This is a genomic window from Salarchaeum sp. III (assembly GCF_036418315.1).
Lineage (GTDB): Archaea > Halobacteriota > Halobacteria > Halobacteriales > Halobacteriaceae > Salarchaeum.
The window spans coordinates 79,906-93,374 of sequence record NZ_JAZHPG010000014.1 but is presented as its reverse complement, the minus strand read 5'-3'; the positions used below and the strand labels follow the sequence as shown (position 1 = coordinate 93,374).

Below are 13,469 nucleotides of genomic sequence, written 5' to 3'. Positions count from 1 at the left end.
CACTGTTCTATTCGGCGTATGACTGGTTCGGTACGTCGGTACGCGGCGGGCGCCGCCGTCTCCACGCTCGGCGCGTTCACGCTCCTCGTCCCGCTCTACGATATGTGGGACGACGTTACGGACCTCTCGTGGGGAGTTACGACGACGCTCGTGGAGAACTCCCCGCTCATCGCGCTCGCGCTCGGCCTCGTCGCCGCCGGTATCTGGCTCGTGCGGCAGGACTGGAGCGACGACGACGTGGTTCGCGTGGCGTCGTGGAACGTCGCCGGCGCCGCCTCCGTGCTCGTGCTCTACGCGTGGGTGATGGCGCTCCAGTTGTGGGCGATGGGCGAACTGAAACCCGTCGTGCTCGCACTGGACGGCGTGCTGTTCGGCGCGGTCGCGGCGTTCGCGGCCGCCGTCTACCACACCCGCCAGCGCCGCACGGTCGACCGCCTCCAGGAGCGCGAGCGCACCCTCCGCGAACTCCACGACATCGTTTCGGACACCACTGCAACCTTCGACGATAAACTCGACCGTCTGCTCGGCATCGGCCGACGGCTGTTCGACGCCGAGTTCGCGGCGTTCGCGCACGTCGACCCCGAAACGAACGAGTACACGCTGAAGGCCGTCCAGTCCGACGACATCGACCTCGAAGCGGGTGACGTAGTGCCGTACTCCCAGACGCACTGCCAGGAGATGATTCGGGAGGACGAGACCATCCAGTTCGCCGTGCGGCCGTACGACGCCGACGAGAAACCGTACGGGACGGACGAGGGATTCGAGATGTACATCGGCACGCCCGTGTACGTCGGGGACGCCGTGTACGGGTCGCTGTGCTTCCTCGACCGCGAGGAGTCCGATGAGTTCGCGGACTGGGAGCTGACGATGGTGGAGCTGATGGGGAACTGGATCGGGTACGAACTCGACCGGAAGCGGTACATCGAGGCGCAGCGCGAACACCTCCAGGAGCGCGAGCAGCGCTTCGAGTCCGTGGTGGACGCGGTGGACGAGTACGCCATCTTCATGCTCAACGCGGACGGTCGCGTGAAGAGCTGGAACGAGGGCGCGCAGAACATCAAGGGCTACGAGCCGGACGACATCCTCGGTGAGCACATCCGAACGTTCTATCCCGAGGAGGACCGCGCGGACGGTAAACCCGAGCGGTTGCTGGCGCAGGCCGCGGCGGAGGGACAAGTGCACGACGAGGGCTGGCGGGTGCGCAAGGACGGCACGGAGTTCTGGGCGGACGTCACCATCAGCGCGCGCTACGACGACGGCGAACTCGTGGGGTACACGAAGGTGACGCGGGACATGACGGACGAGCGCGCGTACGAGCGTGCGCTCGAACGCGAACGCGAACGCCTGGAGTTCACGAACCGCATCCTCCGCCACAATCTCCTGAACGGCCTGAACCTCGTGAACGCGCGCGCCCAGCACCTCGAATCCGCGGCGGACCTCGACGAGGACGACCGCGAACACCTCGACATCATTCGGGAGCGCGTGAAGGATATGTCGGACCTCATCGACACGATGCGGACGTTCATGGACGCCATCGTCTCGGATACGGACCACGAACTCCGGAAGATGGCGCTCCGCGAGCGCCTCGACGCGAAAGTCGAGCTGGCGCGCGGGACGTACGAGGCGTCGTTCGACGTGCACGACCTCCCGGACGAGGACGTGCTCGTGTACGGCGACGAACTGCTCGGCGAGGTGTTCGAGAACGTCCTCTCGAACGCGGTCGTGCACAACGACTCCGCGACGCCGCACGTGGAGGTCTGGACGACCGAGACGTCGGCGACGATTCCGGTGGACGCGGACACGGGCGACCCGCTTTCGGCGTCCGCGGACCCGAGGCGGCGCGACGTGGAACACGAGGAGCACGCGGCGGTGACGGTGCATATCGCGGACAACGGTCCCGGTATTCCGGACGGGGAGAAGCAGGTGGTTCTGGAGAAAGGCGTCTCCGAGCTGAGCGAACCCGGGAACGGCTTCGGGCTGTACCTCGTGAAGGAGATGATGGACGCGTACGGCGGGACGGTCGATATCCGGGATAACGACCCCGAAGGGACGGTGTTCGAGGTGACGTTCCTTCGCGCCGACTAACCATCGCAACCCATTTGAAAATCGTCGCTGTTAGCTCGTACAATGGCCGATTCTGCAGACGGGAGCGACAACCACACCGTTCTCGTCGTGGACGACGAAGCCGACTTCGCGGACTCGGTGGCGCTCTGGCTCCGCGAACACTGGACGGTCGAGGTCGCGACCAGCGGCGAGGAAGCCCTCGACACCTACAGTCCCGACATCGACGCCGTGCTGCTCGACCGCCGGATGCCCCGGACCTCCGGCGACGAAGTCCTCCACGAGATACGGGAACGCGACGGGAACGCCCGCGTAGCGATGATGACCGCCGTCCAGCCGAACTGGGACATCGTCGAGATGGAGTTCGACCTCTACGTGAAAAAGCCCGTGACGAAGGAGGACGTCATCGAGACGACGCAGAAACTCCTCTCGCGCGCCGACTACGCCCTTGAACTCCAGGCGTTGTTCGCGCTGAGCGAGAAAATCGGAGCGCTGCGCGCGAACTACTCCGCGCACGAACTGGAGGACGACGAGCGCTTCCAGCGGCTGCAGGACGAACTGGAGCGCGTGCAGGCGAAGGCGAACGACCGGCTTGGCGAGCTCGACGACGACGAGTTCACGGAAGTGATGACGCTCATCGAGGACTAGCGGTAGAGCGAGTAGAGGATGGCGAGGAATCCGAGGAGGGTGAGCGTGCTCTGCGCGAGCACGCCGTAGAGGAAGTCGAGCGGGGTGATGAGGTCGATGACACCGCCGAGAACCGCGCCGACCGTGATGGCGGTGAAGCCGATGCAGAGCGCGCGCAATGCCGTGTTCTTCGTCTCCGTGTACGCGCGATAGGAGAGATGGGCGATAGCCGCGCCCGCGAGCAGCGTCAGGGCTTTCGTGGCGACGATGAGGGTTTCAACGGAGTTCATGTCTGTTTTCTCACTTCGTTCCAGAGCGTGGCGAGCCGGTCTTCGGGCCCGCCTTCCGGCCGGGACAGCGACACCTCGAACTCGCGCTCCTCCGTGAGCGCCACCGCCACCTCGTCGAACCCGAGCCGGTACTTGGTCGCGTGGTGGCCGTCCTCCCTGAGTTCCGTTCCTTCGACGAGTAACGACGCGTCGGAGAGGAGTTCGAGTTTGCGGTACGTGGTCGACGTGGGGATGTCGCAGGCGTCCGCGAGTTCGCCCGCCGTCATCGGCTCGTCGAGCGCGCGCACGATGCGGCGGCAGTCGGGGTCGCCGAGCGCGTCCAGTATCGCCTGGAGCTCGGACTCGGCTCCGTCGGACTGCGACTCCCGCGCCATACTCCGACCTCGTCGTTCTCCCTACAAAGAATCGCCGCTTCCCGCGGCGGTTCTCACGCCGTGGGAATCACGCCTTCAGCTGCGCCTCGAAGTTCTCCCGGAGCTTCTCGAGTTTCGGTGGGATGGTCGCCTGACAGTACGCGTCGTCCGGGTTCTTCTCGAAGTAGTTCTGGTGGTACTCCGCGGCCTCGTAGAACGCGTCGAGCGGTTCGACCTCGGTGACGATGCCGTCGTACTTCCCCTCCTCTTCGAGCGTTTCGATGAAGGACGCAGCGAGTTCCTGCTGGTCGTCGCTGTGCGTGAAGACCGCGGAGCGGTACTGGGTGCCCACGTCGTTGCCCTGGCGGTTCAGCGTCGTCGGGTCGTGAACCTTGAAGAACACTTCGAGGAGTTCGGGGTAGCTCACGACATCGGGGTCGTAGGTGAGCTGTACGACCTCCGCGTGGCCGGTGTCGCCGGTGCAGACCTCCTCGTAGGTCGGATTCTCGACGTGTCCGCCCGCGTACCCCGAGGTCACGTCCTCGACGCCCTCGATGCGCTCGAACGCCGCTTCAACACACCAGAAACACCCGCCGCCGAACGTCGCCTTGGTCATACCCATACTTGGATCTCTATCCGCTTAGGGGATTCGCCACCGGTAGCCGTTAGTGCCAGCCGTTCCAAGCGCGCGTATGGCAGTCGGTCGTCGCGTCGCGATGGCGCTCGTCGGCGTGCTCGTGTTCACGGTGTACGCGGCCGCTGCGGCCCTCGTCTACTGGGTGCTCGCCAGCGCCGTGCGCGCGGACGTGTCGCTCGCGTCCACGCTCGTCGTCGTGGTTGTCGCGACGGTCGTGTTCGCGTACGCGAGCTACCGCTTCGGCACCGCGCGCGTCCTCCGGGAGCTCGACGCGCGCCCGCTCACGCCGGACACCTCGCCCGAGGCGTACGAGCGCCTCGACCGGCTCACCGGCCAGATGGACGTGGGGGAGCCCACGCTCTACGTCGCGCGGATGCCGATGCCGAACGCCATCAGCCTCGGCGGCCCCGGTGACGGCGCGGTCGTGTTCGACCGACGGCTCTTCCGGCTGCTCACGCCCGTCGAGTTCGAGGGCGTGCTCGCGCACGAACTCGCGCACCTGGAGAGCAGGGACAGCCTCGTGCAGACCGTGGCGTACAGCCTCTCCCGGACGGTCGTGAGCCTGCTCGCCGTCGCCCTCCTCCCCGTGACGCTGCTCGCGACCGGGATTAGTCGCCTGCTCGCGTGGGTTCGCGGCCGGCCGTTCGACGCCTCGGGGTTCGACATCCACCGGCGAATCGGGTCGCTCGTCCTCGTCGTGTTCGTCGCGCTCACACTGCTCGTTCGCGCGCACTCGCGCTCCCGGGAGTTCGCGGCGGACGAACGCGCGGTATCGGTGACGGGCCGCCCGGTCGCGAGCGAACCCGCGACCGGCATCCTCAGCCCGCTCTACGTCCATACCGACGAGACGGACGAGGAGCGCTGGTTCAGCACCCACCCCTCGATGGACGAACGCATCGAACACCTCCAGGAACTGGCCGAGTAACTCGCCGCGTCACCAAGCTCTTTTCCGCTCGCCGCCGACCCCATCCGTATGGTCGAAAACCAGAGCGACACGTTCGACATCGGCGGCGACCTCACCGTGCACCGACTCGGGTTCGGCGCGATGCGCGTCACCGGCGAGGACATCATCGGACGCCCCGAGGACGAACAGGCCGCGCGCGAATTTCTCCGGCACGCCCGCGATGTCGGCGTGGACTTCATCGACACCGCCGACTCGTACGGCCCCGGCGTCTCGGAGCGCCTCATCCGCGAATCCCTCCACCCCTACGACGACGTGGTGGTGGCGACCAAGGGCGGACTGCTCCGCAACCGCGACGGCGACTGGCTCCCCCACGGCGACCCCGACTACCTGCGGAACGCGCACCTCGCCAGCCTCGACCGCCTCGGCGTCGACTCCATCGACCTCTACCAGCACCACCGTCCGGACCCCGACGTGGACTTCGAGGAGTCGATTCACGCGCTCGCGGAACTGAAGGACGACGGCGTCGTCGAGCACGTCGGCGTCAGCAACGTCTCCGTCGACCAGCTGGAGACCGCGCGCGACATCGTGGACGTGGCGACCGTGCAGAACAACTACAACGTCGCGAACCGCGAACACCAGGACGTCCTCGACGCCTGCGAGGAGTACGGCATCGGATTCATCCCCTACTTCCCCATCGGCGCGGGCGACCTCGACGAGAAGGAGGCCGCGGTGCGGGAGGTCGCGGCCGCCCACGACGCCTCCGTCTACCAGATCGCGCTCGCGTGGCTCCTCCACACGTCGGACGTGACGCTCCCGATTCCGGGCACGTCTAGCATCGAGCACCTCGAGGAGAACGTCGCCGCGTCCGCCATCGACCTCACGGACGACGAACTCGCGCGCCTCGACGCGTAAGCCACCCAACTGTTTTCTTCCGGGGGCGCGGACGCCTCCGTATGGACACCGTTCAGGCCGACGAGTCTCGCTTCGAGGACGTTCCGAACTACGACTACGACCCGGCGTTCGTGGACACCGGTGACGCCGAGATGGCGTACGTCGACACGGGCGCGGGCGAGGAGACGTTCCTCTGCCTGCACGGCGAACCGACCTGGGGCTTCCTCTACCGGAAGATGATTCCCACGCTCGAAGAGCGCGGCCGCGTCGTCGTCCCCGACCTCCCCGGGTTCGGGCGCTCCGAGAAGTTCAGCGACCGCGGCGACTACACGTACGAACGGCTCTACGACGCCCTCGACACCTTCCTCGCCGAACTCGACCTCACCGGCGTCACGCTCGTCTGTCAGGACTGGGGCGGCCTGCTCGGCCTGCCCGTCGCCGCGAACAACCCCGAGCGGTTCGCGCGCCTCGTCCCGATGAACACCGGCCTCCCGGACGGCACGGGCGGGATGCCGGAGGTCTGGCACGAGTTCCTGGAAACTGTGGAGACCGCGCCCACCCTCGACGTCGGCCAGCTGGTCGCGGGCGGCTGCGCGACCGACCTGGACGACGCCGTCGTGGACGCCTACCGCGCGCCCTTCCCGAACGAAGACCACCTCGCCGGCGCGCGCACGCTCCCCGGGATGGTGCCGCTCGACCCCGACGACGAGGCCGCCGCCCCCATCGCGGACGCCCGCGAGCGGTTCGCGGACTGGGAGAAACCCGTCTTCGTGCTGTTCGCCGAGGACGACCCGATCACACGCCCCGCCCGTGACGACCTCGCCGGCGTGTTCCCGACCGCGGACGACCAACCGGAGACGTGGATACCGGACGCTGCACACTTCCTGCAGGAGGACGCCGGGGAGACCATCGCGGAGGAAATCGTCGCGTTCGTCGACCGCACCTAGACGGAGACGTAGAACACGAGCATGACGGCGGTGAGAGTCGCGATGCCGACGACGAGGAAGCCGTAGGGCGCGTCGTCGTCCTCGCGGCGCGCTTCGAGGAAGCGGTCGAGGCAGCGCTCCGAGAGCAGGACGGCGAGCGACCCGGAGAGGATGAGGGAGACCGCGAGCGCGAGCGCTCCCGGGGTCTGGAGGGGGTTCCCGCGGCCGGCGTGCCGGGCGAGCGCGACGGCGGCGACGCTCGTCAGACAGAACAGACCGTACTTCGCTGATTCCCGCCGGAGGAACCCAGTCACGCTTCCCGTCACGATATCTACCAGTACTCGACGTGGTCGCTATAAGTATTCGGGCGGGGTGCGGCGGCCGGACAGCCGGTGTGGGCGGAGGTGTGTGACGTCTCCGCGCGGCCGTCCGGTGCTGCGATTACGCTGATACGACCCGAGCGGCCCAACGCCCGGTTCGCATCACCCAATCATGGTAGGGACCTGGTGTCCCTGTACCCGGACCATAGAACCCTATAGATATAGTTAATGGCTGATTAAGGGGGCGGGCGAGCGCGCAGGCCGGGCTTACTGATCGGATGGCTGCGAGGATGGCACGGTCACGTCGGGGAGGCCGGCCTCGATTTCGTCCCGGCGGCTCTCGAACTCCCCGGGGAGGACGAGGCGGCCGCCGAGGTCGGAGAGCGGTTCGTCGCTGTCGTACCCGGGGTCGCTCGTCGCGAGTTCGAACAGGACGCCGCCGTGTTCGCGGAAGTAGACGGACCGGAACCAGTGGCGGTCTATCTGCCCGGTCGGTGAGAGGCCGCGTGAGCGCACGGCGTCGCGCATCGCGGACTGGTGGTCGTCCGTCGGCGTCTGGAACGCGACGTGGTGGACGGTTCCGTGGCCCTGTCGGCCGCCCGCGATGGTCGGAAGCACGTCCACGTACTTCCCGACGGAACCGGCGGCGGCGAACCGCGTGCGCTCGTCACCGGGCGTGTCGTCGGGCGACTGCTCGCTCCCGACTCTTTCGAGCCCCATCGTCTCCAGAAGTTCCATCGTCGGTTCCGTGTCCGCAACCCAGAGCGTCACCGAATGGAACCCCCGAATCGCGTGCTCCGCGGGCACGAATTCCGTCCACGGGACGACGGGGTCGTCGTCCGGAATCTCCGTCTCCACGAGTTCCACCGGGAGGCCGTCCGGGTCCTCGAACGGGAGGACGGTCTCTGCTCGCGGCGCGTCGCCGCTCGCGTTTTCCGAGGCGGTTCCCGCCCCGTTTCCGAATCGCTCGACGCGCTCCTCGTACGGCACGCCGTACTCGTCGAAGCGCGCCTCCCAGTAGTCCAGGCTGCCTTCGGGGACGCGGAACGCCGTGCGGGACACCTGACCCGACCCGACCTTCCCCTGTCGCATGTCCTCCCACGGGAAGAACGTCATGCTGGTGCCCGGCGTTCCCTCCGCGTCCGCGAAGAAGAAGTGGTACGTCTCGGGGTCGTCCTGATTGATGGAGCGCTTCACCAGCCTAAGTCCCATCGTCTCCACCCAGAAGTCGAGGTTTTCCTGGGGATTACCGGCGATACAGGTCACGTGGTGGATGCCCGGCGTGGGCGGCGGACTGCTCATACCCCCGATTGGGACTCCGTGGACTTGAGTGCGCGCTAACACTCGCGTCACCGGGTGGCGCACATCGGACTGGACGCTTTTTTATCGCTCGCACGCACAGGAGTGAGTAATGAGTGAGTTCGACTACGAGTCCCTCGGACTGGTCGCGGGACTCGAAATCCACCAGCAACTGGACACCGCGGAGAAACTGTTCTGCGGGTGTCCGACGACGCGCCGCGAACCCGAGGAGGCCGTGCGCTCTTTCACCCGATTCCTCCACCCGACGAAGAGCGAACTCGGCGAGATGGACGAGGCCGCCCTGGAGGAGTCTCAGGTCGAGCGCGAGTTCGAGTACCTCGCGTTCGACTCGACGTGTCTCGTGGAGGAGGACGACGAACCGCCCCATCGGCTGGACGAGGAGGCGCTCGACACCGCGCTCGAAATCTCCCAGCTCCTCGACGCGACGGTGGTGGACGAGGCGCACGTGATGCGGAAGGTCGTCATCGACGGGTCGAACACGAGCGGGTTCCAGCGCTCCACGCTGCTCTCTCAGGAGGGCGAAATCGAGACGAGCGAGGGCGCGGTCGGTATCGAGGACGTGATGCTCGAAGAGGAGTCCGCCCAGCGCGTCGAGGAGACGGAGTCGGGGGTTCGGTACGGACTCGACCGCCTCGGGATTCCGCTCGTCGAAATCGGGACGAAGCCGGACATCCGCAGCCCCGAGCAGGCCCGGGAGGCCGCAGAACGCATCGGGATGCTCCTCCGTTCGACGGGGAAGGTGAAGCGCGGTCTCGGGACGATTCGTCAGGACGTGAACGTCTCCATCGCGGACGGCGCGCGCGTCGAGATGAAGGGCGTGCAGAGTCTGGACGACATCGAGGACCTCGTGCGCCTCGAAGTAAAGCGTCAGGTCCGCCTGCTCGACATCGCGGAGTCCCTCCAGTCCCGAGACGCCTCGGTGGGCGACGTGCGGAACGTCACCGATACGTTCGAGAACACGGACTCCTCGGTGATTCGGGGCGCGCTCGACTCCGGCGGCCGCGTGTTCGCGGTGCCGCTGTACGGCTTCGACGGCCTCGTCGGGAAGGAACTTCAGCCGGACCGCCGGCTCGGCACGGAGTTCTCCGACCACGCGAAGCGCCACGGCGCGGGCGGCATCTTCCACACGGACGAACTGCCCGCGTACGGCGTCACCGACGAGGAGGTCGACACGCTCCGGGAGGCTGTCGACGCCGGCCCCGAGGACGCGGTCGCCATCGTCGCGGCGGGCGCGGACGTGGCCGAGGGCGCCATCGAGGCGGTCGCGGAGCGCGCGCGAACGGCCATCGAGGGCGTGCCGGAGGAGACGCGGGGCGCGAACGAGGGCGGAACCACCGAGTACCTCCGCCCGCTCCCCGGCGCGGCCCGGATGTATCCCGAGACGGACGTTCCTCCCGTCTCGCCCGACCCGAGCGAGGTCGAGCCGCCCGAGCTCCTCACGGAGAAGGTCGAGCGCTACACCGACGAGTACGGGCTGAACGAGGACGTGGCGGAGCAGGTCGCGTACGGCCGGCGCTGGCGGTTGTTCGAGGAGGCCGTCGAGATGGGCGTGGACGCGAACCTCGCGGCGCGCACGCTCGAATCGACGGTGACGAAACTCCGGCGGGACGACGTGCCCACCGACCACCTCACGGCCGACCACTTCCGCGGCACCTTCGAACTCGTCGTCGCGGACGAACTCACGCAGGAGGGCGTCCCCGAACTCCTCGCCGCGCTCGCGGAGTCACCGGGCTCCGACCCCGCCGAACTGGCGGACGAACTCGGCCTCGGGTCCGTCGGCGAGGAAGAAGTTCGCGAGACCATCGTGGAAATCGTCGAGCGGAACGAAGACCAGATAGAAGAACAGGGCATGGGCGCGTTCTCCGCGCTGATGGGCGAGTGCATGGGCGCGCTCCGCGGGAAGGCCGACGGCGAACTCGTCTCCGACGTGCTGCGCGAGGAAGTACAGAAGCGCGCCTAGTCGTCGTCCGCGAGCTTTTCGAGGAGCGTGTCGAGCGAGTACGACTGGAGCGCGCGCTGGGCGTCCCGGAGTTCGTTGATGACGAACGTGCTGTTCGTCCTATCGACTTCTTCGATGGCTTCGAACTCGCCGATGAGGCGCTCCACGTCGTCGGAATCCGGGAGGTGGGCGACGACCACGAAGTCCGTCTCGCCCATCGTGAAGAAGCACTGCGTGACGCCTTCGATGGCGAGGATTTCGTCGCCGACTTCGTCGTAGGGGCCGCTGTAGTCCGCGAGCACTTCGACGACGACGGTCACGTCGAGGCCGAGCGCGTCGAGGTCGATGTCGTAGAGTTCGTTCGTGATGACGCCGGCCTCCCGGAGGTTGTTGAGCCGGTAGTGGATGGTCGAGACGGGGATGTCGGTCTCCTCGTGGAGGCGTTCCGGACTCCCGGTGCCGAGGTCGCTGATGGCTTTGAGGAGTCGCACGTCGCGTTCGTCCATACCGTCGCTGTCGGCGGTGACTGGCAAGTAACCACCGACCACGGCGGCTGGCGTATTCTCTCACTCTCGGCGACTATCTCGAACTATCATCCTAGAACACCACGAACTGTTGTAGGTGAGTTTAAGAACTTCTGGATATGATGTATTCCTATATGAATTCGAGACGGTACCTGGGAGCGGGCTCCGAAACCGCGCTCCTCTTCTGCCTCCTCGCGCTCGCCTGGGGCACGTCGTTCGTCGCTATCGAAGTCGGATTGCACCACGTTCCGCCCCTGCTCTTCGCGGGCCTCCGGTACGTCATCGCCGGCGCCGTCCTCCTCGCCGTCGCCCTGGTTACTGCCGACCGCCGCGTCCCCCGCACCCGCGACGAGTGGCTGCACGTCGGCGTCGTCGCCACGCTCGTCATCGGCGCCTACCACGGCTTCCTCTACCTCGGCGAACAGCACGTCCCCGGCGCCGTCGCCGCCGTCGTCATCAGCCTCACACCCGTCCTCACCGCGCCGCTCGCGAGCGCGCTCCTCCCCGACGACTCCATCGGCCTCGTTGAATGCGCCGGCCTCGCGTTCGGCGTCGCCGGCGTCGCCGTCATCGCCCTCCCCGGTTCGGGCGTCGGCTCCACGAGCGTTCTCGGCGTCCTCTTCGTCTTCTGTGGCGCGCTCAGCTTCGCGCTCGGCAGCGTCGCCTCCCGCCCCCTCGACGCCGGCCTCCCCATCCAGACCACGCAGGCGTGGGCGATGCTCCTCGGCGCCGGCGGCCTCCTCATCGTCGGCGTTCTGCGCGGCGAATCGCTCGCCGGCGTCGCGTGGAACGCCACCAGCATCGGCAGTCTCCTCTACCTCTCGCTCGTCGCCGGCGCCGGCGGCTACCTTCTCTACTTCGTCCTCCTCGACCGCGCCAGCCCCACCGAAATCAACCTCGTCGGCTACGCCGAACCCGCGGTTGCGACGCTCGTAACCTGGATCGCGCTCGGCCACGTCGTCGAAGAAACCACACTGGTCGGGTTCGCCGCGATACTTCTCGGGTTCGCGCTCCTCAAGCGTCGCGCGCTACTCTCGGTCGCCCGCGCCACGACCCGCGCCGCGCAGGGAGCCTAGGCCGAGCGTGAGCGGGATTCGCTGGGATACTTCGTGCGCTATCAGGACGAGCACGACCGCGAACGCCGCGTCGAGCAGCCAGTGGATGCCGAGGTAGAACGTCGCCACCACGATACACGTCGCCGCCACCGTTACCGTCCACGCGTACAGGCGGTCGCCAGTCTTCCACGCGAAAATAGCGGCAAGTGTCGAGAGACCCGTGTGGAGGCTCGGGAACGACTTCATCAGCGTGTCCGTCGCGAACGTTCCCGCCATGACGATGGAGTTCAGGTCGTAGAGCAGCGGCCGCACAGACACCAGCGAATACCCCGTTACCTTCACGGGGACGAACACGAAGAACGGCGCCGCGAGCAGGACGAGACACGCGTACGCCGCCGCGTACCGGTAGGCCTGCTCGCGGTTGTGCGCCTTCAGCTTGAAGTACGTGAACAACACGATGAACGGGAAGCCAACGAGGTAAACGAACACGAACAGCATCGTGATCGGACGCGCCGTCACCGTCTGGAACACGCCCACAGTCGCGCCCTCCATCGCGTAAATCGTGTCCGTGAACGCCGTATCGACGTGGTACTTCGCGAGTTCGTTCACGCCGAACGTCAGCACCCACGCCACGCCGAGGTACTTCCAGTCCGTCCGCAGGAACTCACGCACCTCCCGCTTGAGTTCGAGGTCCGGGAGGAAAACGTACGCACCGAGCGCGAACGCGCCGAGTGACGCGATGGCTACGTACGCCATGTATTGTATCTGCGGGGAGAGGGAGGAGGGCATCGTTGTTCGTATATATGTTCCTATATACAAAAACGTTTATTCGTCAGCCTTCCGCTGCGCACGCCGCAGGATACCACGGAGCGTGTTCACCTCGCGTCCGGTCGGGTGCGCGCGGCCGAGGATGCGCCGCATCATCCGCAGCGTCTTCGGCTTCTTCTCGCCCGGGTAGTCGAGGTCGTCGAGGAACTCGCCGAAGTGCTCGTAGAACGCCTCTATCTCCGCTTCGTCCGCGCGCTGCGTCGACACGTCGGGGAGCTGCGTGTCGTCGCGCGCGAGGTCCTGGAGTTCGTACAGCGCCACCGTCGCCGCCTGCCCGAGATTGAGCGAGGGGTAGTCCGCGCTCGCGGGAATCGACGCCACCTCGTCGATGCGTTCGAGTTCCTCGTTCACGAGGCCGACGCGCTCCCGGCCGAACACCAAGCACGTCTCCGTCTCCACGTCCTGCAGTGAGTCCACGAGTTCGGCGGGCGTGCGGAACGGGAAACGCGTGTGCTTGCGCGCGTCCTCGTTCGTGATGGACGTGAACCCCACCGTGTGGAAGTTCTCGACGAGGGAGTCGAACTCCACGATTTCGGCGTTCGGCAGCACGTCCTCGCGCGCCTGTCCGGCGAACCCGTACGCCTCGCTGTCCCGATGCAAGTCCGGCGGGTCGACGAGGTAGAGGTCTTCGAACCCGAAGTTCTTCATCGCGCGAGCGATGGTGCCGACGTTCCCCGACGTCTCCGCGTCCACGACCGCGACGACCGGCTTCATGCCCGAGCGTTGGCCGTCGCCGCGTAAAAACCGCGTGACACGCCGGAAGCGCCGACTCTTTGACGGTGGCACGCAGCCAT

15 protein-coding genes are annotated in these 13,469 nt (G+C 66.9%); 7 read left to right on the top strand and 8 right to left on the bottom strand.

What is annotated here, in order from left to right; genetic code table 11:
• Positions 1–18: 18 nt before the first annotated feature.
• A complete protein-coding gene (locus tag U3A55_RS02265; RefSeq protein WP_330989897.1) occupies positions 19–2,085 on the top strand; it encodes a PAS domain S-box protein in 2,067 nt (688 codons plus the stop codon).
• Positions 2,086–2,127: 42 nt separating this feature from the next.
• The gene (locus tag U3A55_RS02260; protein WP_330989896.1) at positions 2,128–2,709 is read left to right on the top strand and encodes a response regulator; all 582 of its coding nucleotides are present in this window, start codon (positions 2,128–2,130) and stop codon (positions 2,707–2,709) included.
• On the opposite strand, the gene U3A55_RS02255 is transcribed toward U3A55_RS02260, so the two are convergent.
• From U3A55_RS02255 to msrA, 3 genes are all read right to left on the bottom strand, one after another.
• The gene (locus U3A55_RS02255; RefSeq protein WP_330989895.1) at positions 2,706–2,978 is read right to left on the bottom strand and encodes a DUF7521 family protein; all 273 of its coding nucleotides are present in this window, start codon (positions 2,976–2,978) and stop codon (positions 2,706–2,708) included. The genes U3A55_RS02260 and U3A55_RS02255 overlap by 4 nt on opposite strands.
• Positions 2,975–3,352, bottom strand: coding sequence for an ArsR/SmtB family transcription factor (locus U3A55_RS02250; protein ID WP_330989894.1), 378 nt, complete (start codon positions 3,350–3,352; stop codon positions 2,975–2,977). The genes U3A55_RS02255 and U3A55_RS02250 overlap by 4 nt, the downstream gene beginning before the upstream one ends.
• Positions 3,353–3,419: 67 nt before the next feature.
• Positions 3,420–3,947: a peptide-methionine (S)-S-oxide reductase MsrA gene (msrA, locus tag U3A55_RS02245; RefSeq protein WP_330989893.1), complete on the bottom strand. Its 528-nt coding sequence runs from the start codon at positions 3,945–3,947 to the stop codon at positions 3,420–3,422.
• A gap of 76 nt (positions 3,948–4,023) precedes the next feature.
• Between msrA and U3A55_RS02240 the strand changes: the two genes are divergently transcribed.
• From U3A55_RS02240 to U3A55_RS02230, 3 genes are read left to right on the top strand one after another with little or no spacing between them, the layout of a single operon-like run.
• The gene (locus U3A55_RS02240; protein ID WP_330989892.1) at positions 4,024–4,893 is read left to right on the top strand and encodes a M48 family metallopeptidase; all 870 of its coding nucleotides are present in this window, start codon (positions 4,024–4,026) and stop codon (positions 4,891–4,893) included.
• Positions 4,894–4,941: 48 nt separating this feature from the next.
• The gene (locus U3A55_RS02235) at positions 4,942–5,784 is read left to right on the top strand and encodes an aldo/keto reductase (RefSeq protein ID WP_330989891.1); all 843 of its coding nucleotides are present in this window, start codon (positions 4,942–4,944) and stop codon (positions 5,782–5,784) included.
• Positions 5,785–5,825: 41 nt separating this feature from the next.
• The gene (locus tag U3A55_RS02230) at positions 5,826–6,710 is read left to right on the top strand and encodes a haloalkane dehalogenase (RefSeq protein ID WP_330989890.1); all 885 of its coding nucleotides are present in this window, start codon (positions 5,826–5,828) and stop codon (positions 6,708–6,710) included.
• Here the strand turns inward: U3A55_RS02230 and U3A55_RS02225 are convergent.
• Together U3A55_RS02225 and U3A55_RS02220 are read right to left on the bottom strand one after the other, a co-directional pair.
• Positions 6,707–7,015, bottom strand: a complete 309-nt coding sequence (locus U3A55_RS02225) for a hypothetical protein (protein WP_330989889.1) — start codon at positions 7,013–7,015, stop codon at positions 6,707–6,709. The two genes, U3A55_RS02230 and U3A55_RS02225, sit on opposite strands and share 4 nt — an antisense overlap.
• A 261-nt stretch (positions 7,016–7,276) precedes the next feature.
• On the bottom strand, positions 7,277–8,311 hold the full coding sequence (locus U3A55_RS02220) for a ring-cleaving dioxygenase (protein ID WP_330989888.1): 1,035 nt from the start codon (positions 8,309–8,311) through the stop codon (positions 7,277–7,279).
• A 109-nt stretch (positions 8,312–8,420) separates the two neighbouring features.
• Here U3A55_RS02220 and gatE point away from each other — a divergent pair, with 109 nt between their 5' ends.
• Positions 8,421–10,289: a Glu-tRNA(Gln) amidotransferase subunit GatE gene (gatE, locus tag U3A55_RS02215; protein ID WP_330989887.1), complete on the top strand. Its 1,869-nt coding sequence runs from the start codon at positions 8,421–8,423 to the stop codon at positions 10,287–10,289.
• Here the strand turns inward: gatE and U3A55_RS02210 are convergent.
• Complete coding sequence (locus U3A55_RS02210; protein WP_330989886.1) at positions 10,286–10,774, bottom strand: Lrp/AsnC family transcriptional regulator; 489 nt, start codon at positions 10,772–10,774, stop codon at positions 10,286–10,288. The genes gatE and U3A55_RS02210 overlap by 4 nt on opposite strands.
• 152 nt (positions 10,775–10,926) lie before the next feature.
• On the opposite strand from U3A55_RS02210, the gene U3A55_RS02205 reads away from it, so the two are divergent.
• Complete coding sequence (locus tag U3A55_RS02205; RefSeq protein ID WP_330989885.1) at positions 10,927–11,868, top strand: DMT family transporter; 942 nt, start codon at positions 10,927–10,929, stop codon at positions 11,866–11,868.
• On the opposite strand, the gene U3A55_RS02200 is transcribed toward U3A55_RS02205, so the two are convergent.
• Together U3A55_RS02200 and U3A55_RS02195 are read right to left on the bottom strand one after the other, a co-directional pair.
• Positions 11,821–12,636 carry a phosphatase PAP2 family protein gene (locus U3A55_RS02200; RefSeq protein WP_330989884.1) on the bottom strand — a complete coding sequence of 272 codons (816 nt, stop codon included), beginning with the start codon at positions 12,634–12,636 and terminating at the stop codon, positions 11,821–11,823. The two genes, U3A55_RS02205 and U3A55_RS02200, sit on opposite strands and share 48 nt — an antisense overlap.
• A gap of 36 nt (positions 12,637–12,672) precedes the next feature.
• Positions 12,673–13,389: an RNA methyltransferase gene (locus U3A55_RS02195; protein ID WP_330989883.1), complete on the bottom strand. Its 717-nt coding sequence runs from the start codon at positions 13,387–13,389 to the stop codon at positions 12,673–12,675.
• Between the last annotated feature and the right edge of the window lie 80 nt (positions 13,390–13,469).

What these genes read in the sequence shown, in the direction of transcription:
- U3A55_RS02265 (WP_330989897.1), top strand. Translation starts at nt 19, where the DNA reads ATGACTGGTTCGGTACGTCGGTACGCGGCGGGCGCCGCCGTCTCCACG.
- U3A55_RS02220 (WP_330989888.1), bottom strand. Translation starts at nt 8,311, where the DNA reads ATGAGCAGTCCGCCGCCCACGCCGGGCATCCACCACGTGACCTGTATC.
- U3A55_RS02195 (WP_330989883.1), bottom strand. Translation starts at nt 13,389, where the DNA reads ATGAAGCCGGTCGTCGCGGTCGTGGACGCGGAGACGTCGGGGAACGTC.
- U3A55_RS02240 (WP_330989892.1), top strand. Translation starts at nt 4,024, where the DNA reads ATGGCAGTCGGTCGTCGCGTCGCGATGGCGCTCGTCGGCGTGCTCGTG.
- U3A55_RS02250 (WP_330989894.1), bottom strand. Translation starts at nt 3,352, where the DNA reads ATGGCGCGGGAGTCGCAGTCCGACGGAGCCGAGTCCGAGCTCCAGGCG.
- U3A55_RS02235 (WP_330989891.1), top strand. Translation starts at nt 4,942, where the DNA reads ATGGTCGAAAACCAGAGCGACACGTTCGACATCGGCGGCGACCTCACC.
- U3A55_RS02260 (WP_330989896.1), top strand. Translation starts at nt 2,128, where the DNA reads ATGGCCGATTCTGCAGACGGGAGCGACAACCACACCGTTCTCGTCGTG.
- U3A55_RS02210 (WP_330989886.1), bottom strand. Translation starts at nt 10,774, where the DNA reads ATGGACGAACGCGACGTGCGACTCCTCAAAGCCATCAGCGACCTCGGC.
- U3A55_RS02230 (WP_330989890.1), top strand. Translation starts at nt 5,826, where the DNA reads ATGGACACCGTTCAGGCCGACGAGTCTCGCTTCGAGGACGTTCCGAAC.
- U3A55_RS02205 (WP_330989885.1), top strand. Translation starts at nt 10,927, where the DNA reads ATGAATTCGAGACGGTACCTGGGAGCGGGCTCCGAAACCGCGCTCCTC.
- msrA (WP_330989893.1), bottom strand. Translation starts at nt 3,947, where the DNA reads ATGACCAAGGCGACGTTCGGCGGCGGGTGTTTCTGGTGTGTTGAAGCG.
- U3A55_RS02255 (WP_330989895.1), bottom strand. Translation starts at nt 2,978, where the DNA reads ATGAACTCCGTTGAAACCCTCATCGTCGCCACGAAAGCCCTGACGCTG.
- U3A55_RS02200 (WP_330989884.1), bottom strand. Translation starts at nt 12,636, where the DNA reads ATGCCCTCCTCCCTCTCCCCGCAGATACAATACATGGCGTACGTAGCC.
- gatE (WP_330989887.1), top strand. Translation starts at nt 8,421, where the DNA reads ATGAGTGAGTTCGACTACGAGTCCCTCGGACTGGTCGCGGGACTCGAA.